Genomic DNA, 21,575 nt, shown 5'->3' on the forward strand with positions numbered 1-21,575 from the left:
TGTGCTTGATGTAATTGCTATCGGGGAAGTTTTGATAGATTTTACTCCTGCAGGACAAAGCGAGGGAGGTAACGAGCAGTTCGAATGCAATCCCGGAGGGGCACCGGCTAATGTAGTGGTTGCGCTATCCCGCTTAGGAGCCAAAACGGCTCTGGTTAGCAAAGTAGGGGAGGATCATTTCGGATTCCTACTTCAGCACACTTTGTTAAGCTGCGAAGTTGATGTGACTGCTCTTTCGACTACAACGGAAGCTAACACGACGCTGGCATTTGTCCATTTGGATGGCAACGGAGACCGATCGTTCAGCTTCTACCGGAGGCCGGGAGCCGACACATTGTTGTGCCCAGCGGATGTCCCGTTCGATCGTATTCAAAACTGCCGTATACTGCATTTTGGATCTTTATCGATGACCCATGAGCCTGCCCGTTCGGCAACAAGAGAGGCGGTCGTGAAGGCCAAAGAAGCAGGAGCGCTGCTCTCGTTTGACCCGAACATCCGGATTGCATTATGGGAGAGTAACGATAAAGCAAAACAAAATATTCTTTGGGGCATGAACTATGCCGATATTCTGAAAATATCGGAGGAGGAGCTTGGCTTTATAACAGGAACAACCGATGTGGAAAAAGGCTCGCAGGAGCTGCAGCAGCAATTCGGCATCGCACTGATCGTGGTTACCTTAGCGGAAAAAGGCTGTTATTACCGGGTCGCTGATCATGATGGATATGTGCCCGGATTTCAAGTGAAGGTTATCGATACGACTGGAGCCGGGGACGCGTTCCTGGGCTGCTTGTTATATCAGATCCTTCAAACCGATCATGTATTAAATCAGCTGACCAGACAGCAAATCACCAGCATGCTGACTTTTGCAAATGCAGGTGGAGCATTAGTAACAACACGTAAGGGGGCTCTTCTGTCAATGCCAACCAAAGAGGAAATGATGAAAATTGAGTTCAGTAAACAGCAAAATGATGATCGATTCAGGCCGTGGTTTCATTTCTCGCCACCTTCTCACTGGATGAACGATCCCAACGGACTGGTCTATTACGAGGGAGAATATCACCTGTTTTACCAGCATCACCCTTACGGAAACAAATGGGGTCCGATGCATTGGGGGCATGCTGTCAGTCAAGATATGGTGCATTGGCGGCATGAACCAATCGCCCTGTTCCCAGACGAGCATGGCGCTATTTTCTCTGGTTGCTGTGTAGTTGACTGGAACAACAGCAGCGGACTATTTGAAGGGTCCCATGGATTGGTTGCGATCTTTACCCATGCTGATACCTGTCCAAAAACTGGTCGGCCGCGTCAAAGGCAAAGTTTGGCTTACAGCAGTGATAAAGGTCGAACCTGGCATAAATATGAGGGGAATCCGGTACTCACCGAGTCTGACCTAATAGACTTTCGGGATCCCAAGGTGTTTTGGCATTCGCAAAATGAACGTTGGGTGATGGCGGTTGTCGCGGGAGATCATGTCCGGTTTTACGGATCAAAGAATTTGCTGGAATGGTCGCTTACGGGCGAATTCGGCCATGGAGAAGGTTCGCATGATGGCGTTTGGGAATGCCCGGATCTCTTTGAACTGCCGATTGATGGCAGCGGACGCTCCAAATGGGTTCTGATCATAAGCATTGGGGATCATCCCGATTATCCGGAAGGTTCACGCACGCAATATTTTATCGGTGAGTTCGATGGGAACACATTCATCAATGACAACCCTGCAGATCATATCCAATGGCTCGATTATGGCCGGGACAATTATGCGGGGGTTACTTGGTCGGATATACCCGATGCTGATGGACGGCGCGTGATCATTGGATGGATGAGCAACTGGAAGTATGCCAACGAGACACCTACCGGAGACTGGAGAGGAGCGATGACACTGCCTCGCGTATTGTCATTGACCAGCCGTGACGAAGGTATCCTGCTGATCCAAAAGCCGGTTAGGGAAATGGAGAAGCTGCGAAAAGAATCGAAGAGCTGGAATGCAATTTTGATTACGCCAGAGGCCCCTTTTATACAAAAGATGCAGGATGAACTGTTGGAGATTGAGGCTGAAATGGATGTCCGCTCCGGGAGTGAGATTCGGGTGAAAATAAAATCCTCCGGGCAGAGCGAAACGATAATCGGATATGACCCTGAGCGCCAATGGCTGTACATTGACCGTACGAAATCAGGAGTGACCGATTTTCATCCGTCTTTTCCGTGCAATCATGGCGCCAAATTGGTTTCTGAGGACGGGAAAATCAAGCTGCATATCTGGCTGGACCGCAATGCGATCGAAGTGTACGCGAATGATGGTCTGATTGCCATGACGGATCAAATTTTCCCTGACGCTCCGTTAGATCAGATCGAAATCAGCGTGAAAGCGGGGCAGGATGTTCTGAACTCGCTTCACATCCATACGCTAAACTCCATACTTATTCCAGGCGACTCCACGGAGTGGGAGTCAAGGAGGGTGGAAGCATGAACCAAAGACCCGACAACCGGGGACCGATGATGTATTGGCCTTTTAATGAAGGAGCCGGAGCAAGTGCTCTGGAATACGTATCCCAGGTCCGGGATGAGATCCAGTACGTATTTAAGCAAGCAAAGTTTACCGAACCGTGCGACCCGCTGTGGAGAAAAGGCGTCGTGGGGAGTGGGCTTTCGTTCGACGGTTATTCGACTTACATTTCCCATTCATTCCAAGAAGAAGATCCTGCGGGCACCTCCCAATACCGGTCGGCGATCAGCATCGGCGTATGGGTTGCCCCTCGTTCATACGAGGTGGGGGACGATGGCAAGCTGTCAGCCATTGTGAACCGTCACAACAAAGAACAAAGGCAGGGATACCTACTCGGTATGTATCGTCATGGATCCTGGTCCTTCCAAGTTGGACTCGAAGGAGGAGAATGGAAGGAAATTTGGTCACCGGATGGGCATGAGCTGCCAAAAAATGAATGGTCTTACGTAAATGCTGTGTTTGACGGGAACCAAGGGGAAATGAAATTGTTTCTGAACGGCAGGAAGATTGCGTCGACCGGGTTGCCTCGTGGTTCCCGCTTGACCGAGGCGACCGGCACGGATCTCCTAATCGGTAAAAATAATCACAGCAGCCAGCTGGCGAAGGTGTTCAGCCTGCACATGTTCAGTGGCATCATGGAAGAGCTCAAAATCTACCCAAGGGCACTGAGTGAGGATGAGGTAGCCGCTTCTTATCGGCTCGTGTTGGATATCGGATGTGGAGGAGTCCATCCGACGTTAACGTATGATCAGATTAAACTGGATCGGACCCCTCTGCTGGCGGATCGGCACCGGCCTCAATATCACGTTAGCCCACCTGCTCACTGGATGAATGAACCCCATGCGCCGATCTATTTTGACGGCCAGTACCATTTGTTCTATCAGCATAATCCTCATGGGCCCTTCTTTCATCAAATCCATTGGGGGCATTGGGTTAGCGAGGATCTGGTGCATTGGCGGGATCTTCCCGTGGCTTTGGCGCCCGAGAAGGATGAGCTCGCACCCGATGGAATCTGGTCGGGAAGCGCAACCTACGATGCAGACGGCCTGCCGGTCTTGTTCTTTACAGCGGGCAATGACAGTGCTTCGCCGAATCAGAGCGTAGCGCTTGCCCGAAGCACCTATTCCCGAGATAAGGACCCCGATCTAGTTCACTGGGTCAAACATCCGGAGCCGTTAATCGTGCAGAAGAAGGGAATAGGCTTATTCGGGGATTTCAGGGACCCATTCGTGTGGAAAGATGATGATGGTTGGTATGCCCTGGTCGGGTCCGGGATCGAAGGTGAAGGCGGAGCCGCATTGGCATTTTCTTCTCAGGATATGCTGAATTGGACGTATAAAGGGCCCTTTTTTAAAGCGGATATCGAGAAGTTTCCTTATCTAGGGCCGATCTGGGAGCTCCCCGTGTTTCTTCCCCTTGGTTGCGACAAACAGGGGGTGAACAAGCATCTTCTGCTGGTCAGCCCAGTGGGAGAGGGAGCGGATGTCGAAGTGTTTTATTGGATCGGACAACTGGATAAGCAGAATCTAACGTTCATCCATGATCAAGAGGAGCCTCAATTGATTGATGTCGGTGATTTCCATTTTACCGGTCCGAGCGGAATGGTTGATCCGAAGACCGGCAGGAAAATCGTATTTACGATAGCCCAAGGTGACAGGACCTCAGAACTGGAATATCAATCGGGATGGGCGCATAACGGCGGTTTGCCGATCAGCGTGTATTTGCGGGAGGACGGACGACTGGGTATAGAACCGATCCAAGAGCTGCAGTCCCTGCGCGGCGAGAAGCGGTTATCTCTCCGCGATAAATCATTGTCTGAAGCGAATGTCCTGCTCCAGGATGTTCAGGGCGATATGCTTGAGATCCGCTTGGAGATGGAGCCGGGCAGCGCCAAGCAATTCGGGATCAAGATCCGTCGTACGCCGGATGGAGAAGAAGAAACCCTGCTTTACTACGACTTGAATCAATCGATGCTCCTGGTCGACCGTTCGAAGACGACGCTTCATCCAGGAGAAAAATGTGGAGGAACCCAGGGTGGCAATCTAGAGCTTCATGGAGAGAATTTGAAGCTCCACATGTATTTGGACCGTTCCATGGTCGAAGCCTATGCAAATGGATTGAAAAGCTTGACGACCCGGGTGTATCCGAGTCGAAGGGATGCGCTGGGGATTCAGATTTGGGGAGATGGCAGTTTGACGGTCAAATCGATGCAAGTGTGGGATATGAAGCCTATTTGGTAAGAAAGGAGAGTACCATGAACCAAACCAAGCTACCGGTGTATTCTTATCAGGACCTCGTGCGGAGATTATATGATCTCGAAGCACTTGCAATATCGCCACAGGACGGCGAGAAGTCGGGGTGTTTCTCCAGCTTTGACCGGAGTTCCATTTATCATGCCGAGACGGGCTTGTATGAGAACTGGGGAGCTAATGATGACGGAGCTGGCTTCATCCGCCAAGAAGGAGACAGCATCGTCGCTTTGGAACTTGATGGACCCGGCGTGATTTGGAGAGTCTGGTCAGCGCTTCCTGCGGAGGGCCATATCCGGATTTTTATAGATCATGCCGATACTCCTGTGATCGATCAGCCGTTTCGGGATTATTTCGACACATTCAACCGGGAAGAGCCACCTGCCAACTTCCCGAGTCTGACGCCTACCTTATCCCGCGGCAGAAACAGCTTTATTCCCATTCCTTTTCAGAAACATTGCAAAGTAATGCTGGATAAAGGGTGGGGTGCTTACTACCATATCACCTACACCGTTTTCCCTGTCGGGGTTAGGATGCCGTCCTTTGATGGCAGCTTCGATAAGGAATCGGCAATTGCATTGGCCGAAGCGGACCGCGTGTTGCAGCAAAGGGGAACATATTCTTTTGCGCAAGCGGGTGGGTCTATAGACGAGAGCGTTACGGTATCCGTTCCAGCAGGAGGCAGGGCAGTAATTTTTGATAAGCAAGGGGCCGGCTCGATCTCCATGATTCGGATCAGGACCGACCTTAGACGAAAGAGTGAACCATTGCAGCGGAAGCTGGCCAGGCAATTGACCATCTCGATGAAATGGGACAACGAGGAAATCCCTTCTGTATGGGCACCCCTGGGTGATTTTTTTGGCAGCGCTCCAGGGATCAAGCAGTACCGGTCTCTGCCCTTGGGGATGAACGAACATGAAATGTACAGTAATTGGTACATGCCTTTTTCGGAAAGTGCGAGAATCGAAATCGAGAATGATGGGACGGAAGCATGCGAAATTACGGCGGATATCCGGTTTACTCCTTTATCAAAGTCTGACACGGATGAACTTCTTCGTTTTCATGCGAAATGGCATCGGGATGAATATCTGGATCTGGATACGGAGCGGTTTAAGGAAGGAGGAGACCGCTGGCCGGATTGGCCTCTGCTGCTGGCGAAAGGACGGGGAAGATTCTGCGGTGTTCACCTGCATGTTTATAATACCTGGGAGAAACCAGATGAAGAGCCTGAAACCTGGTGGTACGGACAATGGGACCGAAAAACCATTGACTGGTGGTGGGGAGAGGGGGATGAGGAATTTTTTGTGGATGGTGAATCTTTTCCGTCTACGTTCGGAACCGGCAGCGAGGATTACATAGGCTACGCTTGGGCAGCCGAGCCGCCATTCCCGATGTTTGACAGTGCTTTCGCAAGTCAGCCCTTCATCGAATTGGATGCAAACGGCCACACTTCCGTCAACCGATTTCATATTTGCGACAACGTTCCTTTTATTCACTCTTTTGAGGGATTTATCGAGAAATACAAAGCGAATCAATGGGGGCTCAATAACGAATGTTTATATGCTGCCACCGTTTACTGGTATCAGGAGCGGGGGACAAGCGATGCTTATAAGCCTGTTCCATGGATTGAACGCTTAGATCATTTGAAACTTGGGGAGGAATTACAATGAGGGAATTTTTCTATCGACCAGAGAATGCCTGGGTAGGGGATGTAATCCCTTATTATGAAGACGGGGAGTTTAAGCTGTTTTATTTGCACGGCTGGCGAGATAACTACAGGGAGGGATTTGATCACGGCTGGTATCTTATAGGAACAAAGGACTTTGTGAATTATCGGGAAGATGGAGCCTGCAAGATTGAAGGCGGAACCGGCCATATTCTGAAAGTGGACGATATCTATCATATGTTCTACTGCGTGTTTCCTCCAGGTAAGCAACTCGTTTGCCATGCGATCAGCGATGACTTGAAGCACTGGGATCCCATCCCGGAAGATACTTTTACCGCTGATGACCGTATCTATGAGATGTCTGATTGGCGTGACCCCTTCGTATTCTGGAATGAAGAGGAAGGTCAATACTGGATGCTGCTTGCCGCGATGTCGAAAGGGTCTACTAACCGAAAAGGCTGTACCGCGCTGTTGTCATCCAAAGACCTTAAAACTTGGGAGCATCGTGAACCTCTATACGCTCCAAATTTGCACGTTGGGGCACATGAATGTCCCGATTTGTTTCGGATCGGGGATTGGTGGTATTTAATCTATTCTTCCTATACTGGGCGCTTTGCAACCTTTTACCGGATGAGCCGTTCCTTAAACGGACCTTGGATAACCCCAAAGGAGGATACCTTCGACGGCCGTGCCTTTTATGCAGCCAAGTCTGTTTCGGATGGGGAAAAACGCTTTTTATTCGGGTGGAACCCAACGAAAAACGACGATTTATTCAGCTGGAATCCGCCGAAGTCTCGCGGCAAGGATTACGACACATGGGATTGGGGTGGGAACCTTATTGTACATGAAATTGTTCAGCGTACGGATGGGACCCTTGGTGTAAAAGTGCCGGAAACCGTGGATGGCGCATTCGCAAAGCCGTTGATTGTACATTTCGATAAAATTGCAGGAGATTGGAAACATAGGGGTAGCTCACTTTCCTGTACGTCACCGTATGGGTTTGCCGGCTGCATGACCCGGGATGATTTGCCCGATCAATGCAAAATATCCGCTACAATTTCTTTCTCCGAGCAAACTCAAGGGATTGGGTTCATGCTGCGGACAGAGAATACCTTGGATGATGCCTATTACGTCACCTTGGAGCCACAGCGGGACCGCATTACCTTTCGGGGATATATCATGCAATCGGAAGAAGGCGGTAAGACGTTCCCTTATGAAGTTGAACTGGAGCGCCCTGTCAATTTGGTTCCTGATCGTCCTTACGAAATCAAAGTATTTATCGATGGATCGATATGCGAAATTTATGTGGATGAAAACATAGCCATGAGCGCCAGAATGTATGATATACCTAAAGGGAAGCTTGGCTTGTTTGTCAATCAGGGCAGTGCTCAGTTTAGCGATGTAACGATCTCGATTAGAGGTTAAAACAAAAAGATCGAGCAGAGGATCGGTTTGTCCTCAGCTCGATCTTTTTTATTTCTTTTTTTGGCAAGCGCCAATATCAGCTGGTCCGCCGTACCATCAATTCTGTCGGGAATACCTCTTCGACAGGTTCAAGGCGTTGCCCATCAGTCTCAATGGATTGGATCATCAGCTTGGACGCGGCCTCAGCCAATTCATTGATGGGATGCCGAATGGTGGATAAGCTTAGCAGCTCAGAAACGGTAGGCATATCGTTGACACCCAACACAGCAAGCCCGTCCGGAACGCTCAGATTCAAATCCTTGCAAGCCTTGAACGCTCCGATGGCGGAGATATCGTTTAAGCAAAACAACGCCTGGGGCAGTTGGTTGCCTTTGGCCAACTTCATAACTGTATCGTATCCAAAGGCTTCTGTCATATCGCCGGTGATGACGGTTGGTAGTTTCCCGTTCTGCTGCAGTGACTCGCTGGCACCGTTGAGCCGATCATCAAAGCCAGGGACGTGACCGTGCGGATATGTTAAAATGACTAGCTTGTCATAGCCTCGGGATAACAAGTGGTTTACTCCGATCTGGCCGCTCTGATAGTCGTTGACGCGCAGCACATGCGCGCCGTAGGATAAGTTGTGGCGTCCTACCGTAATGACAGGCACGTTAAGATCCATTAATCGGGGCATGAATTTTTCCGTCTCCAACGTTGCTTTGAAGATGATCCGTCGACTATCTGGATATTCATAAAGATTTCTTCAAAGTCCAGTAGGATAATCTTATAACCCAATGCTTTTAACTGCTGCTTGATGACCTTGGCAAAATGGAGGAAGTATAAGTCTTCAAAGTAACCGTCGCCGTCATAGATACTATCGGATAAAACAAGCCCAATGGTGTGCATTCTGCCAGTAATTAGGCTTTTGGCCACCGGGTTCACTTGGTAACCTAACTTCTTGATCGAGAGACTGATTTTTTTCTTTCGTCTCTCCGCCCATTTTCTGGGAGTTTCCGTTCAAGAAAGGGGAGTGTTAACCTTGGAATATACCTATCAAGAGTTTATCGAAGATTTAAATATGGGGCATGAAATAGAATTCCTTTTGGATGGAGATAGATATTCTATTAGCTACAATAATACTGGATGGCACGTAACTAAATTTGGAAATGAAGAGTATTCTGCTTATGGCAATGTTAATGAGTTGTTGGAAAATGCAAAATTCAAGGATAATTCCTTACAAGAAATATGGCATAAAATTAAAATTGATAGTAACGATAAAATAAGACGCAAAATACAGTCTTAAAGGCTTCACAACAGTAAACGGGAGAATTCCACATTCCCACCGTGATAGTGGAAAGACGGGGAATGAGGAAGAGACATGGTCATAGTCTACACAAGGGCAAAGAGAAGTTAATTAGGGATTTTTTAAATTGCCTGTACCTCATTTTTCTGCATTAACTTGTACATGGTCTATAAACCGAAATTAGACCCCGCAGCCGTTTCAACGGGGTCTAATGGAGTATCCTCAGAAGAACGATTTTGTAATAATTACCAACAAGATAAACAGCACTAATATAGCTGCCACGCTTGTGCCAAGACCGCCAAAGCCGCCAACTTCACCCATGTCATTACCTCCTTAATCTATAAGGTACATTGATATCATATGAATTTGTTTTGATTGCGTCAGGGCAAAATGGTAAAGATATTTTACAAGTTAAAATTCGTTACTAGGTAATATAACCATAGACTCAGTTCAATATGTTAGTCAGCTTTTGATAATGCAGCCTTATAACGTAAAAAACCAGTTTCGGGAAAGACCCAGCAACTGGTTTTTTTGATTGTTCTATAGATAATTACTCGTTAACGTATTGAACAGTTGGTTCCATATGGACATGCACTTCGTATACACCATGTTGTTTGATTAACTCATTTTCGACTGCAGTTGAAATATCATGAGCAACTTGTAGATCCAAAACCACGATATCCACTACAGAGTTATTGCCATAGTTTCTTGCACGTCTTCCCTAATGCCCTTAATTCCGGGTACCGTCAATGCAGTGTCCTTATATTGATCCAATAATTGTTCATTGAAACCATCTGATAAATAATGGGATGATTCACGAAAAATATCCCACCCAGTTTTACAAATTAATAGTCCAACCAAAACAGCAGTGATTGGAACTAACCATGGTAATTGCAACTGGGATCCTAATATTCCTATCACTGTTCCAATACTAACCCATGCATCCGAAAGGTTATCTTTAGCAGGTGCTCTCTGTGGCGATGCAGCAGACAAATGCCCTATACTCCGCTGAGCGTTAAACGTGAACACTGGGGATTTGAGCCCAAGGCATGGATGAAGAGATGTGGGCTGTTTTTTCAACATATTCGCGATCAGATTGGTGAGCGAATTGAACGTTTTGCTAAAACAGGCAGCCGAATAGGCGGCCATTGTTTTTTGGTTAAGATCCTTTATTATCCTGTTCAAAGAACATTGAAATACCAGGTAACGCTTGCTCCAATGGATAGAAATGCTGCCAGCAGAAGCCTTCAATTTCTTACCTAAAAGGGTTGAGGGTTTTAATTAGATATTTAATCAGAAAATACACCTTTCAGCATAATGGAACAAGCGTACGTAATATATTCTACATATAATGTAACTTTGTGGCTTAAACCCAATCGAGAAGGAGTGATAATTTTGCCAGACGTATTTGTAGAACGGTCTTTAGACGAAATTCGATTCTGGTCACGTATCATGAAGGAACATTCGTTTTTCCTTCGATTAGGATTTAGGAGTGAAGATACACAACTAATAAGCGAAGCTAACCAATTCCAAGCTATTTTTGAAGATATCGAAAGAAGAGCCCATTCATTTTCAGTAAACACCGATCCTCAAACCATTAGGGAATTCAACGTAGAGGTACACAACGCAGCGGCTCATATTTGGGCTTTTAAAAGAAAGGTTCTGGGCCTAATCCTGCAGTGTAAGCTGCCAGGACAGAATAATTTCCCTTTGCTTGTTGATCATATCAGCCGGGAAGCCAACTACTTTAGAAACCGACTGGAGGAACTGAATTCCGGAAGGCTCGAACCTCTACATGATGCCATTATTGATGAGAATGTTTTCTTCCTCAAAATCATGGCAGATCACGCTAAGTTTATAGGCCACCTTCTGGATCCTTCGGAAAGGAAGCTTGTTGAACAGGCTAGAGAGTTTAGCCATGAATTTGACACCCTTATGTATCAAGCAATTGATTTAAGTTCAATGCGGCCTCAATCCCAGACAGTTCCATTATTGAGTCAGTTTGTAGATGAGAACCGGGTCTCTGTGAAGTCATTACGGGATTTTAAGAAGACAGCCCGAGATTTAATCGAAGAATGCCGTATAAAAAGCATCATTCATCCCCTATTGGCAGATCATGTATTTCGGGAAGCTGAAAGGTTTTTGTTTATTCTGGATATGTTTGAACGTTCATTATCCGGAGAGAAGGTAAACAAAAGGGAAATATTGTTCTAAAATGGCGGTTTGAACAAACATAAAAGATCAATCTAGGAGGGAAGTTTATTGGAAATACCAATCACAGGATTACTGCTTCATTCTGAAGGTTCTGGTTCTGAACATGCTCATAGTCTCCTTATTACTTCATGGGATGGAAGACCGGTTAGGCTTCATGTTCATCCGATTTCGGGGGACACTTCGTTTGATGTTGGACATTTTCATCATTACGCTGGAACCACAGACCCTGCCCCCAGTGGGGTTCCCCATGTCCACCATTACAATGTGGAGACTTCATTTAATGACCAGCATATTCATTATGTTCGAGGAACAACAGGACCGGCAATCCCCTTACCGGAGGGTGGGCATTACCATGATTTTGAGGGTTACACAACAGTAAACGGTAGAATTCCTCATTCTCATCGATATAAGGGTAGAACAGGGAAAGAGGAATAAATCTCAGGTTAAAAATGGGTTGTTTTCCCCATAGATCCTTCCCTATCAGTGGTAAAGGTTCCTCCATACACTATATTACCTTATTTAAAAGGGGCGACAGATAATGGGTGGAGTCGGTTACACTGTAATCAAATTGAGGTTCAAAATCATTATCCACTGAGTGTCCAATCGTCAAAAGGATATTCAGTGGATAAGCGTGGTTTTCCGCAAGCTATAGTGTGTTCATGATCATTCAACTTCATGTGACTCTTAAGATAGCTCTTCTTTTTTAGAGGGCTTTTTTGTTATATAAAAATGTTTTTTCATCCGTACAATTATTTAGGCCAAGTCATAGCTTATTTAGTTTTAAAGCTGGCCGTTCATATGGGTAGATCCTCGGATTCGGATGTCGGAGAAGGCATGGTTCATTAGAATTAGAAAAGGAATTTGTCTTTGATTTAGGGGAACCGCGGCGGAACGTCGGTACAATGTCGTTAAGATCGCCATTTTTTTAGTTATGTCTAGATCTGCACGATTGTCCACGGACTTCCCGTTCCGAGCTGTGGCTTATATTTTCCTATGGAGGAAAAAGCTGGCTTTGGTTAATAAAAATTTGCTCTTGATGTGACGACAAGAGGAGAATTACGATCCCGAGTTTTTCCCTTATACGTGTTTTTGTGTTAAATAGTCTTATTTTTAACGTTATATAATTTAGATCGGCTTGCTCGGCAGTTGTGTCGATTTGTTTTTGCCCAACCATTCCAGCTCGTTTATGGATGCATTGACACGCATCGGTTTATCATGACCGGCGTTGGGCCGGATAAGAACGATTGACTTTACTTTTCGTTTGTTCTTCTTCTTCATAAATGGTTACCTCCTTCCACCTACTTCTTACTTTAATTAAATTAACTTATGCCAACCTTGGGTTTCTGGGTTGGGCGATTATGCTTTGACTGATGAACATATTGCAGCTAAAGTTAAAAACTCAAGCATTGTTTTCACCACTCCTGATTGTAGTTATGTTCTTAGTTCCCTGTATTGTCGAAATTATCCTTCGTTTTGAATTGCACCTCGTCGTCAAAGAAAACGTCCTGGGCTGGGCGATTAACCAGGAAAAGGCCGGCATCAAATTCATTTGCTCATGGCCACGTTTTACCCAAGTATTATTCAAAAAAGATTCTCTTTTCTTTGGGGTTTGGGTTTCGCATGCTATTTAAACGGGTAAATTAAAATGTTAGCTTTTAATTTGGAGACTTTACATGGTAAATTGCTTGTGAGTGGTCCTCTTCTCGGCTTCATGAAAGGATGTTCTCAATGAATGTACTTGTGGTTGATGATCATGAAGTCAATCGAACCGTATTGGTTAGAATCTTACTAAAACTTGGTTATTCTGCAGATACTGCGACCAATGGGTTAGAAGCCGTTGCTGCGACGAGATCAAAATCCTATCAGCTCATTTTTATGGATATCTACATGCCGTTCATGGATGGGATTTCAGCGGCTGAAGAGATTGTTTCCTTCTTAGTTAACCCGCCACATATCATTGCCGTCTCAACAGATCCAGGCGCAAAGACACGTTGTCAGGGGTTTGCGGATTTTATTGAAAAGCCAATTAGTTTCCACCGAATTAAACAATGCATTGATTCGTTGATTTCATGAGCACAAAGCGAGTGGGAAAGATCCTCGAGTTTCACCAGCCTTACATAAGCCAATCCATTGGAAAGTGGATAAAAAAAAGCCAACTCAACGGAGTTGGTTATTTTTTGTTTCTGGCTTCGAAAATAGGAAGGGCGATGCAGCCCACTCCGCGATACTTAATCCGTATTAGTGCTTTCTGGAATTTCTGAAACACGGGTTACCATATAGCCTGAGTTGTCATTCTTCTCTAAATCGACTCTTATTTTTTTCTGGACTTTATTATCCTTAAAGAGATCCCCTTCCAAAGTAAGACTGGTGCCATTTATTTCGCAAACCTTCTTAGGAATGAATCCCCAATCTGTAATATGAAATTCTCTTGAAATCGCGTCATTGATTTCACTATGAAGAACGGATAACGTGTAGGTTCGTATGTCTTTTGCTGAATTCTCTACCTGCTCTTCTGGTGCTGCTGCACAAATCCCGCCTAAGTTCATTAAAAATGCCGGCAGAAGGAACATCAGCTTTATTTTAATCTTCAATTCAATCACTCCTTCAACTTGTATGCTTTACATAAAAACAAAAAATATTTATGGAACAGTTTTATTTTGTATCAGGAGGCCCCCTTATTTAGTTCGTCGTCTTCTCTATACAGAAGACGACGAGTTTTGGGGGGGACAGTTATTGGTACATGCCTTTTCGGAAGAAGGGAGGATCGAGATCTACAATGTTGGGACAGAATGCGGAATTACGGCGGATATCCAGTATACTCCATTAGCGAAGTTGGTTATGGATGAATTCCTTCGTTTTCAAGAAAATTGGCATTGAGATGATTATCTGGATCTGCATACGGAGCGCTTCAAGGAAGAGAGCGCTAGCCAAATTGGTCTTTGCTGCTGGCGGGGAGAGCGAGATTTGTTCTGCGACAACTGTATCCTCCCAGCCTGGTTTCAACACGGAGCGAACTACTGTCTACCTGAAACAAAACTACTGATTTCTGCCGCTGCCGAAACAACGCGAGTACTTCCTGATGAAACGTCCATAATGGTGTCTTTTTATTCTTGTCTACTTGACAGGGTTATGACCAGGATTCTTTATATTTCTTTTGTATATTCCGTATTTTCAAATGCCATCGTAAGACGCGGCAAAGGTATGCCTGCCTTTTTTGCTTCTCTCACAACTTCAAGTACCGCAAAACCTGCTTTACTATTGTTGTATTCCACAAAAAGCCGCGGTAAGCTGCCTTTTGCAAAAATAACCTTGTTAAAAAGTATGCCGAGAAGGGCCGGTGGAATTTTAGTCAGCAGGAGAGAAGTGGCATCAAGCTTTGCACCTCTTGCTTTAAGTACAGGGACCATTTCCCTCATATGCTTACCAACATTTGCGAATGAGTCACTATGGTTCATGACCGCTGGAAAACTTCCCCGTTTTAACACCTCGGCTTCCATCGCTGCGTTCATGGCAAAGTGATTCCATAACCAGTTTTGCATATCCTTTACCCAATTAATTTTAAAATGGGCACTTTCAAATAGCTCTTTGACCTTGTTGTTAATATGCTCAGTGCCTGCCCGTGGTTTTTCTAGAAATACCATTTTCAAAAAGCCGCCTCTAAGCTTATTGTCCGCGATGCCACCTCCTGCTCCAGGGAAGCCAAAGACAACATTGTTCATAGACAATGGTGCGATCGATGATTTCAAATCTTGCCAAATGTTATTGAATAGGAGCATAGGGGTATTTCCTGCGGCAGTTGATAGGAATTGTGCTACTTCAGGAAGTTGGTCCGTGTTGACGCTCACAATAATGAGATCATAATTGGGAAGGATCTCCTCATGCAGTTTGACGTTCCAGCTTCCTTTTATGAGCTTTTTCCCTTTTCGTGCGTCCCACATTTCAAGCGCTATACTGCTTCCGAGGGTTTCTTTCCTCCCCTTTCTAACGTAAAACTCAACTGTATGACCTGCTTGTTCGAAAGCCCATGCATATTGGGTCGATATTACACCTCTACCGAAGAATAGAATTTTCATGTTAGACTCCCCCAAAGAGTTGATAATCCGTTATTGATGATCCAACAACGTGTTGTATAATAATATTGTATGGATTCACCATACAGTCATCAACCATCAGATTTTCAATATCTGTCGGATCATCTATTGGACCGGAAATGGAGGCAAATCCATGAACAAGCAACCTGAGATTACAGACAAAACCAGGCAGACCTTTATAAATGTGTTCTGTGATTTATATAGCCAAAAGCCAATTGAAAAAATATCTATTCAAGAGATTGCCAATAAGTCAGGATATAACCGCAGTACATTTTATCAATACTTTACAGATATTTATGAGTTGCTGAACTACGTTGAAGAGAAGGTTTTGAAATCCATTAACGAGGAAATGGCAAGCAGGGAGCTTTCTACGCATACTTTCCAAGATGCGCTTCAATGCTTGGAAAGTACAGAAGATATTTCTGTCCTAAAAGCCCTCCTCGGCGACTATGGTTCTGTTCATTTTGTTGAACGCCTGAAAAGAGAAATTCCCTTTGAGAGATTGATTGTGAATCTTCCAACAAATGATATCTTAGCGCCATACCTGATTGAGTTTTACATATCAACATTAATATCTTTGTTTCGCCTTTGGATACGCAACGACAAAGATTTATCGTCGGAAGAATTGGTCAAGCTGATCGATAGCCTATTTGCAAATGGGATAAAACCGTATTATATCTTTGGCACAGTCAATGAAGGGTAAGAGATATCGAGGTTACCGATGAGCATTACGAGCCCAGGATGGAAGTCCAGGCAATTAAAGAGGCAGAAAAACTTGAGGGGCAAGATCTTGACGCTACGAATTTCGGCCAAAGGCGCTTACAGGGTCTATGATGAATTTCCTGATTCGATGATTACAGCTAACAGCGATGGTCATAAATATTACTCATCAGTCCGAAATCCACTTGCTGAACGTTTCAGAAAAAACTTGACGACCGTTACCTGTTCCAAAAACGGTCGCAGCATAATGGTTTGACGCGGTTATGGCCACACTGAAGGTGTTTTTCTGTTGCGTAGTTTATTTACTGAATACTTTAGAGTGCTGTTCCTTTTCTGGGTATAGAGAGTTTGGTCATATCCACACCTTCATGCTGAAGAAGTTTATACTTTCTATCCAGACCACCGGCATAACCGGTTAAACTCCCAGAAGCACCCACCACTCTATGGCACGGTATAATGATGGATATAGGGTTGTGACCTACAGCTCCACCTATTGCTTGGCTTGACATACTTGCTTTATTTATTTTTGAAGCTAGAATTTTTGCAATCTGCCCATAACTAATATATTCACCGTAAGGAATATCACAAAGAATATTCCAAACCAATTTTCTGAAATCCCCACCGTTTGGAGCAAGTGGGAGGTCAGAGACCGCTGGTTTCTTTCCATCGAAATATTTTTCTAACCAAATTTTTGTTTTGTTGAAGATGGATAAGTTCATATTTTCAGTCATTTCAGCATGTATAGTGCCTCCAAAGTACTTTTGTCCTTCGAACCATAAACCCGAGAGCATGTGACCATCACTTGCAATAGTAATCAAACCTAAAGGTGATGAATATGTTGTCGAAAAATACATAATTCCTCCTAATGATTGACACTGTTTTGAAATTCATAATTTCACTCGACGTTTCCTAGAAGCGAATAGATCCCATCAATTTTTCATTTTAGTGACTAAGTATAGAAAATAAAAGTGGAAAAGTGTTGATCGAAAAAATAATAGGCGATAAGTTAGTTCTAAATTTGTGGAAAAATGATTCGACAGAGCCATAACTTAAACTTCTGAAATAAATAAGGGGCTGTTTCCTTTCCTCACAGGGAGAGAAACAGCCCTTTCTTCATAATTTACGGTGGAACCCGACCCGATTGTGGTGTGTCCGAAGTGCGTTGGGCAAGTCGCTAATCATCGATTAATTGATATTTCGATAGGTTTCCGGAGTGACTGTTTCAATTTTCCGAAAGGTAGATACGAAATGACTGTCATCCGTAAAGCCGACCATTGCGGCAATCTGCTTGACGGTCAAGCGATCTTTATCGATCAGGAGCTCTTTGGCTTTCTGAATCCTTATGCGGATAATGTATTGGTAGGGACTCATCCCCGTTGCCTTTCTGAAGATGTAATTCAATCGTTGCGAGCTAACGCCTGCTAATTCAGCCAATTGAGCCAATCCAATCGCAGGGTTCGAATAGTTCTCGTTAAGGTATTGAAAAATAGGAGTCAATCTGGCGGCGTATTGGGAAATGGAACGTTGGTTATCGATTTCTCCATATTTTTTCAGATCCATGAGAAAACGATAAATGAATACGGAACCCTCCATGCCATTTAAATCAAACTCCTGATCTGCCAGTTCATGACTTGTCTTGTGCAGTGTGGATAATGGAGAATCCATTTCCCAGCTTATCAATGTGGAAGTAGCCAAACCGAGAGAAGATATGATGAGAGGGGCGAGATCTCCATTAAAGGTGACGTAATATGTCGACCAGGGATGAGAAATCGTTCTGTATCGGTGCGGAGTGCCCGGTTTTAATAAGATTCCTCGATTGGGAGTTAAATTTATCGTCTTCCCGGAGTATTCAAATTGTCCTTCTCCGTGGGTTGTGTGCAGCCAGTGGTAACAGTGGTAACCAACGGGTCGAATGAACTCCTCTTGCCATTCATTCCACCCGATCGTTTCAACAAAGATGGGTAAGGTACGGTCCAAAGGGGATATCAGCATATGTTTGGTGTAGTGTTTCATTGGATCACAACTTTCATTTTTTAATATACGACAAGTATTATATCATATTTAACGTAATTGGAGTTGCCATTATAATTGACTATATATACCGAGCTATAAATATTCATTATACTATGTCTTCTAATTTGAATTTTCAAAAAACTATACATTCAAAGTTGGTCTATGTATAGAAATTAATTATGAGGTGAGAATTATGCTTTTTGCGGGTATGAATAGCACGTTTCATGAAGATCCTCAGCAGTTGCATGTTAATACCGAGAAAAACCGCAACTATTTTATTCCCTTTTCTCCAACTCAAGATCCATTTGCACAAAGAGAACAATCCAACCATTTCTTTCTTTTAAATGGACCATGGGGCTTTAGGTATTACGATAGTATTAGAGATTTGGAGGAAAACTTCCTCGAGATTCAAGAATACAATGAAATACCAGTTCCATCCAATTGGCAATTGCACGGGTATGATGTACCGCAATACACCAACATTCACTACCCTATTCCTTATGATCCGCCGTATGTTCCTGACCAGAATCCAGCGGGTGTTTACAATCGTGAATTTACAATGGATTTATCCGATGGATATGAACAATTTATTAACTTTGAAGGTGTCGACAGCTGCTTTTATCTCTATATAAACAATCAATTTGTTGGTTACAGTCAAGTTTCTCACATGACAAGTGAATTCAATATTACCAAGTACCTCGTCAGTGGTAAGAATACGATTACAGTCGTTGTGCTTAAGTGGTGTGATGGTACCTATCTTGAGGATCAGGATAAATGGCGGTTGTCCGGTATCTTCAGAGATGTGTACATACTCTCAAGACCGCTGAATAAAATCGAGAACTATCGGATTACCTCGAAGCTTTTTGATTCCAACACGAAAGCAGAAATTGCAGTTGACGTGAATGCAGATACTGAAGTTACGGTAAAACTCTTTGATGAAAGCGGAAGCTTCCTAGGTGAGAAATATCTCAAAGATGGAGAAACAGTCGCTGTTTTTGACATTGATAATCCATACTTGTGGAACGCGGAATATCCTTATTTGTACAACGTTACGTTGCAAACAGAGGAAGAGATTATTGGCGAAAAAGTAGGAATCCGGGAGATCACTATTCACAATGGAGCTCTCCTTCTGAATGGCGTAGCGATTAAATTCAAAGGCGTTAACCGTCATGACAGCGATCCTGTAACCGGTTCTGTTATTAGCAGAGAGCAAATGTTGGTCGACCTCCATTTAATGAAACAACACAATATTAACAGTATTCGAACATCGCATTACCCTAACAGCCCCATCTTCCTTCAGCTATGTGACGAACTTGGTTTTTATGTTATAGACGAAGCAGATATTGAGTCACACGGTGCTGTAGAGGCTGCTCATACACAAGACAATAATGGAGACTATTCCGGTATTGCTCTACTTGTAGCTCGAGAAGATTATGAGAAAGCCATATTAGATCGAGCTGATCTTATGATTACAAGAGATATCAATCGACCCTGCGTTCTTATGTGGTCACTGGGCAATGAAGCTGGGTATAGCAAGAACATGGAGAAGGCTGCCAAATACATTAAAGGTTACGATCCAACAAGATTAGTCCATTATCAAAGCATGCACGAGCTGGAAGGGGAAGAAAAGGCTGACGACGGTCCAGCGACCCTAGATGTCGTTTCTGTTATGTATTATTCATCCGAGTGGATGGAGAAAAATTTTCTAAAGCAAGAAGATGAAAAGCGCCCATTAGTATTGTGTGAGTATTGCCATTCCATGGGCAATGGGCCAGGGGACTTGGAGGACTATTGGAAAGTCATTTATTCGAGTGATAGATTTAGCGGGGGCTTTATTTGGGAATGGTGCGACCATGGGATCGAGATTGGGAAAGATAGCAACGGTAATGCCAAGTATGCGTACGGTGGAGACTTTAATGAACCTCGACATGACGGGAATTTCTGTATCGACGGTTTGATTTATCCTGATCGTACTCCCCATACCGGACTATTGGAAGCGAAGAATGTTTATCGTCCGATTCGAATCAAACCTGTTAATCCAACCAAAGGTGAATTCGAGTTCATCAATACCTATGACTTTGCCGATTTGTCCGACAAACTTGAATGCACCGTAGAGGTTACTGACCTCGGAAGAGTGATCCTGCAAGAGAAATTGGATATTGAGGTTGGGCCTAAGTCCTCCAAGACAATTACGATCCCAAGTCTTGAAGGTCTAACAGGTAAAAGTGTATATGCTCGATTTATTTTTACACAAAAGCATGATACTCCGTGGTCTACCAAAGGCTATGAAATTGGTTTTGATCAAATATGCATTTGTAAAGAACAGATCGTCATCGAACCGTCGCTGCAGGTAGACACTACTGTAGAACTTGCTGAAGACATGAAATATATTATGGTTTCGAGTGAGAACTTTGAATATCGAATTAATAAATCCACTGCGCTATTTGATCGGTTGAGCTTTAGTCATACCGATCTGATCGAGAAACCGATGGAATACAATGCATTTAGAGCCCCTACCGATAATGAATGGATAAAATCGCAATGGGAGAAGTTTAGTTTTGGGAACCTTACGACAAAGGTTTACCATATTTCAGCTAAGAAATGGGATTCTCATATACGAATTTGCTCAAAAATCGCACTTGGCGGACATTCATATCACAACACATTCAACCTGCACACGGAAGCCTCCATTTTCAATAATGGTGATATTAAATTGAAATATGCCGTTCAAGTTGCAGACAAGCGTCCTTATTTGCCGCGATTTGGTGTGAGAATGTTTATGAGCAATCGATTTGACCAGATAGAATATTACGGATATGGCCCTTATGAAAGTTATATCGATAAACATCAGGCTTCGTATAAGGGAGTATTCTCGCAACCGATTGGCGAGATGCATGAGGATTATATTAAACCTCAAGAGAATTCTTCCCATTGGAGTTGCGATTATATGAATATCTTCTCTAATACCATAATGGTTAAATTTGAAGCCGAGCAGCCTTTTTCATTTAATGCTTCAGAATATACGCAGGAAGAGCTATCTACAAAAAAACATCATTACGAGCTGGAGAAGAGCGGCTATTCTGTTGTTTGCATTGATTATAAACAATCCGGCATCGGATCGGCTAGCTGCGGACCTTTCTTATTGGATCAGTATCAATTCAATAAGAAGGAATTTGAATTTGAGTTCTGGATTAAACCAACATTGAGGAAGTTAATTTGAATTAGAATATCAGAAGAACCCGGAGATCATGGCTTCGGGTTCATTTCATTACAAATGAACTGAAAAGAAAAATGGTGTAAGTTCCTCGTTCCCCATCCATTCAAGATGAATCAGTAAACATCTTCTTATATTGATAGAAATCTGATTGTTGTTGCGTATCCTCTCCTAGAGCCAATTTGTACAATAAAGGCA

The 21,575-nt window shown here is 44.0% G+C and carries 19 protein-coding genes; 10 read left to right on the top strand and 9 right to left on the bottom strand.

Going from position 1 to position 21,575, the window contains the following annotated elements:
* The first annotated feature begins 1 nt into the window (after position 1).
* From IAE55_RS27075 to IAE55_RS27090, 4 genes are read left to right on the top strand one after another with little or no spacing between them, the layout of a single operon-like run.
* On the top strand, positions 2 to 2,467 hold the full coding sequence (locus IAE55_RS27075) for a PfkB family carbohydrate kinase (protein WP_200634374.1): 2,466 nt from the start codon (positions 2 to 4) through the stop codon (positions 2,465 to 2,467).
* On the top strand, positions 2,464 to 4,743 hold the full coding sequence (locus IAE55_RS27080) for a GH32 C-terminal domain-containing protein (RefSeq protein ID WP_145156459.1): 2,280 nt from the start codon (positions 2,464 to 2,466) through the stop codon (positions 4,741 to 4,743). Before IAE55_RS27075 ends, IAE55_RS27080 begins: the two co-directional genes overlap by 4 nt.
* Before the next feature lie 14 nt (positions 4,744 to 4,757).
* The gene (locus IAE55_RS27085; protein ID WP_200634375.1) at positions 4,758 to 6,422 is read left to right on the top strand and encodes a glycoside hydrolase family 172 protein; all 1,665 of its coding nucleotides are present in this window, start codon (positions 4,758 to 4,760) and stop codon (positions 6,420 to 6,422) included.
* The gene (locus IAE55_RS27090) at positions 6,419 to 7,843 is read left to right on the top strand and encodes a glycoside hydrolase family 32 protein (RefSeq protein WP_200634376.1); all 1,425 of its coding nucleotides are present in this window, start codon (positions 6,419 to 6,421) and stop codon (positions 7,841 to 7,843) included. Before IAE55_RS27085 ends, IAE55_RS27090 begins: the two co-directional genes overlap by 4 nt.
* A 76-nt stretch (positions 7,844 to 7,919) precedes the next feature.
* On the opposite strand, the gene IAE55_RS27095 is transcribed toward IAE55_RS27090, so the two are convergent.
* Positions 7,920 to 8,516, bottom strand: coding sequence for a LacI family DNA-binding transcriptional regulator (locus IAE55_RS27095; RefSeq protein ID WP_234489895.1), 597 nt, complete (start codon positions 8,514 to 8,516; stop codon positions 7,920 to 7,922).
* 345 nt (positions 8,517 to 8,861) lie between these two features.
* Between IAE55_RS27095 and IAE55_RS27100 the strand changes: the two genes are divergently transcribed.
* Positions 8,862 to 9,125 carry a hypothetical protein gene (locus IAE55_RS27100; protein ID WP_105442709.1) on the top strand — a complete coding sequence of 88 codons (264 nt, stop codon included), beginning with the start codon at positions 8,862 to 8,864 and terminating at the stop codon, positions 9,123 to 9,125.
* 222 nt (positions 9,126 to 9,347) lie between these two features.
* On the opposite strand, the gene IAE55_RS27105 is transcribed toward IAE55_RS27100, so the two are convergent.
* From IAE55_RS27105 to IAE55_RS34410, 3 genes are all read right to left on the bottom strand, one after another.
* Entirely contained in the window at positions 9,348 to 9,446 is a 99-nt protein-coding gene (locus IAE55_RS27105; RefSeq protein ID WP_145156462.1) for a sporulation protein YjcZ, read from the bottom strand.
* 229 nt (positions 9,447 to 9,675) lie between these two features.
* The gene (locus IAE55_RS34405) at positions 9,676 to 9,810 is read right to left on the bottom strand and encodes a cation transporter dimerization domain-containing protein (RefSeq protein WP_308737550.1); all 135 of its coding nucleotides are present in this window, start codon (positions 9,808 to 9,810) and stop codon (positions 9,676 to 9,678) included.
* Positions 9,810 to 10,118 carry a cation diffusion facilitator family transporter gene (locus tag IAE55_RS34410; RefSeq protein ID WP_442793357.1) on the bottom strand — a complete coding sequence of 103 codons (309 nt, stop codon included), beginning with the start codon at positions 10,116 to 10,118 and terminating at the stop codon, positions 9,810 to 9,812. The genes IAE55_RS34405 and IAE55_RS34410 overlap by 1 nt, the downstream gene beginning before the upstream one ends.
* 402 nt (positions 10,119 to 10,520) lie before the next feature.
* Here IAE55_RS34410 and IAE55_RS27115 point away from each other — a divergent pair, with 402 nt between their 5' ends.
* Positions 10,521 to 11,339: a DUF2935 domain-containing protein gene (locus IAE55_RS27115; RefSeq protein WP_258168237.1), complete on the top strand. Its 819-nt coding sequence runs from the start codon at positions 10,521 to 10,523 to the stop codon at positions 11,337 to 11,339.
* Positions 11,340 to 11,387: 48 nt separating this feature from the next.
* Positions 11,388 to 11,774 carry a YmaF family protein gene (locus tag IAE55_RS27120; protein ID WP_105442711.1) on the top strand — a complete coding sequence of 129 codons (387 nt, stop codon included), beginning with the start codon at positions 11,388 to 11,390 and terminating at the stop codon, positions 11,772 to 11,774.
* Between the two features lie 690 nt (positions 11,775 to 12,464).
* On the opposite strand, the gene IAE55_RS27125 is transcribed toward IAE55_RS27120, so the two are convergent.
* The gene (locus tag IAE55_RS27125; RefSeq protein WP_181152758.1) at positions 12,465 to 12,617 is read right to left on the bottom strand and encodes a hypothetical protein; all 153 of its coding nucleotides are present in this window, start codon (positions 12,615 to 12,617) and stop codon (positions 12,465 to 12,467) included.
* A 450-nt stretch (positions 12,618 to 13,067) separates the two neighbouring features.
* Between IAE55_RS27125 and IAE55_RS27130 the strand changes: the two genes are divergently transcribed.
* On the top strand, positions 13,068 to 13,412 hold the full coding sequence (locus IAE55_RS27130) for a response regulator (protein ID WP_234489896.1): 345 nt from the start codon (positions 13,068 to 13,070) through the stop codon (positions 13,410 to 13,412).
* 155 nt (positions 13,413 to 13,567) lie between these two features.
* Here IAE55_RS27130 and IAE55_RS27135 read toward each other — a convergent pair whose 3' ends face one another.
* Complete coding sequence (locus tag IAE55_RS27135) at positions 13,568 to 13,930, bottom strand: hypothetical protein (protein WP_200634377.1); 363 nt, start codon at positions 13,928 to 13,930, stop codon at positions 13,568 to 13,570.
* A gap of 552 nt (positions 13,931 to 14,482) precedes the next feature.
* Positions 14,483 to 15,412: a ketopantoate reductase family protein gene (locus IAE55_RS27140; RefSeq protein WP_145156464.1), complete on the bottom strand. Its 930-nt coding sequence runs from the start codon at positions 15,410 to 15,412 to the stop codon at positions 14,483 to 14,485.
* A 151-nt stretch (positions 15,413 to 15,563) separates the two neighbouring features.
* Between IAE55_RS27140 and IAE55_RS27145 the strand changes: the two genes are divergently transcribed.
* On the top strand, positions 15,564 to 16,133 hold the full coding sequence (locus tag IAE55_RS27145) for a TetR/AcrR family transcriptional regulator (protein WP_152401676.1): 570 nt from the start codon (positions 15,564 to 15,566) through the stop codon (positions 16,131 to 16,133).
* Positions 16,134 to 16,464: 331 nt separating this feature from the next.
* Here IAE55_RS27145 and IAE55_RS27150 read toward each other — a convergent pair whose 3' ends face one another.
* Positions 16,465 to 17,004, bottom strand: a complete 540-nt coding sequence (locus IAE55_RS27150) for a methylated-DNA--[protein]-cysteine S-methyltransferase (protein ID WP_145156467.1) — start codon at positions 17,002 to 17,004, stop codon at positions 16,465 to 16,467.
* Between the two features lie 331 nt (positions 17,005 to 17,335).
* Positions 17,336 to 18,163, bottom strand: a complete 828-nt coding sequence (locus tag IAE55_RS27155) for an AraC family transcriptional regulator (protein WP_200634378.1) — start codon at positions 18,161 to 18,163, stop codon at positions 17,336 to 17,338.
* Between the two features lie 193 nt (positions 18,164 to 18,356).
* Here IAE55_RS27155 and IAE55_RS27160 point away from each other — a divergent pair, with 193 nt between their 5' ends.
* Positions 18,357 to 21,383, top strand: coding sequence for a glycoside hydrolase family 2 TIM barrel-domain containing protein (locus tag IAE55_RS27160; protein WP_200634379.1), 3,027 nt, complete (start codon positions 18,357 to 18,359; stop codon positions 21,381 to 21,383).
* The last annotated feature ends 192 nt before the right edge of the window (positions 21,384 to 21,575 follow it).

The sequence above is a fragment of the Paenibacillus sp. S28 genome (assembly GCF_016624415.1).
GTDB classification, from domain to species: Bacteria; Bacillota; Bacilli; order Paenibacillales; family Paenibacillaceae; genus Paenibacillus_AQ; species Paenibacillus_AQ favisporus.

What these genes read in the sequence shown, in the direction of transcription:
- IAE55_RS27095 (WP_234489895.1), bottom strand. Translation starts at nt 8,516, where the DNA reads ATGCCCCGATTAATGGATCTTAACGTGCCTGTCATTACGGTAGGACGC.
- IAE55_RS27130 (WP_234489896.1), top strand. Translation starts at nt 13,068, where the DNA reads ATGAATGTACTTGTGGTTGATGATCATGAAGTCAATCGAACCGTATTG.
- IAE55_RS27150 (WP_145156467.1), bottom strand. Translation starts at nt 17,004, where the DNA reads ATGTATTTTTCGACAACATATTCATCACCTTTAGGTTTGATTACTATT.
- IAE55_RS27080 (WP_145156459.1), top strand. Translation starts at nt 2,464, where the DNA reads ATGAACCAAAGACCCGACAACCGGGGACCGATGATGTATTGGCCTTTT.
- IAE55_RS27140 (WP_145156464.1), bottom strand. Translation starts at nt 15,412, where the DNA reads ATGAAAATTCTATTCTTCGGTAGAGGTGTAATATCGACCCAATATGCA.
- IAE55_RS27085 (WP_200634375.1), top strand. Translation starts at nt 4,758, where the DNA reads ATGAACCAAACCAAGCTACCGGTGTATTCTTATCAGGACCTCGTGCGG.
- IAE55_RS27125 (WP_181152758.1), bottom strand. Translation starts at nt 12,617, where the DNA reads ATGAAGAAGAAGAACAAACGAAAAGTAAAGTCAATCGTTCTTATCCGG.
- IAE55_RS27105 (WP_145156462.1), bottom strand. Translation starts at nt 9,446, where the DNA reads ATGGGTGAAGTTGGCGGCTTTGGCGGTCTTGGCACAAGCGTGGCAGCT.
- IAE55_RS27145 (WP_152401676.1), top strand. Translation starts at nt 15,564, where the DNA reads ATGAACAAGCAACCTGAGATTACAGACAAAACCAGGCAGACCTTTATA.
- IAE55_RS27155 (WP_200634378.1), bottom strand. Translation starts at nt 18,163, where the DNA reads ATGAAACACTACACCAAACATATGCTGATATCCCCTTTGGACCGTACC.
- IAE55_RS27090 (WP_200634376.1), top strand. Translation starts at nt 6,419, where the DNA reads ATGAGGGAATTTTTCTATCGACCAGAGAATGCCTGGGTAGGGGATGTA.
- IAE55_RS27160 (WP_200634379.1), top strand. Translation starts at nt 18,357, where the DNA reads ATGCTTTTTGCGGGTATGAATAGCACGTTTCATGAAGATCCTCAGCAG.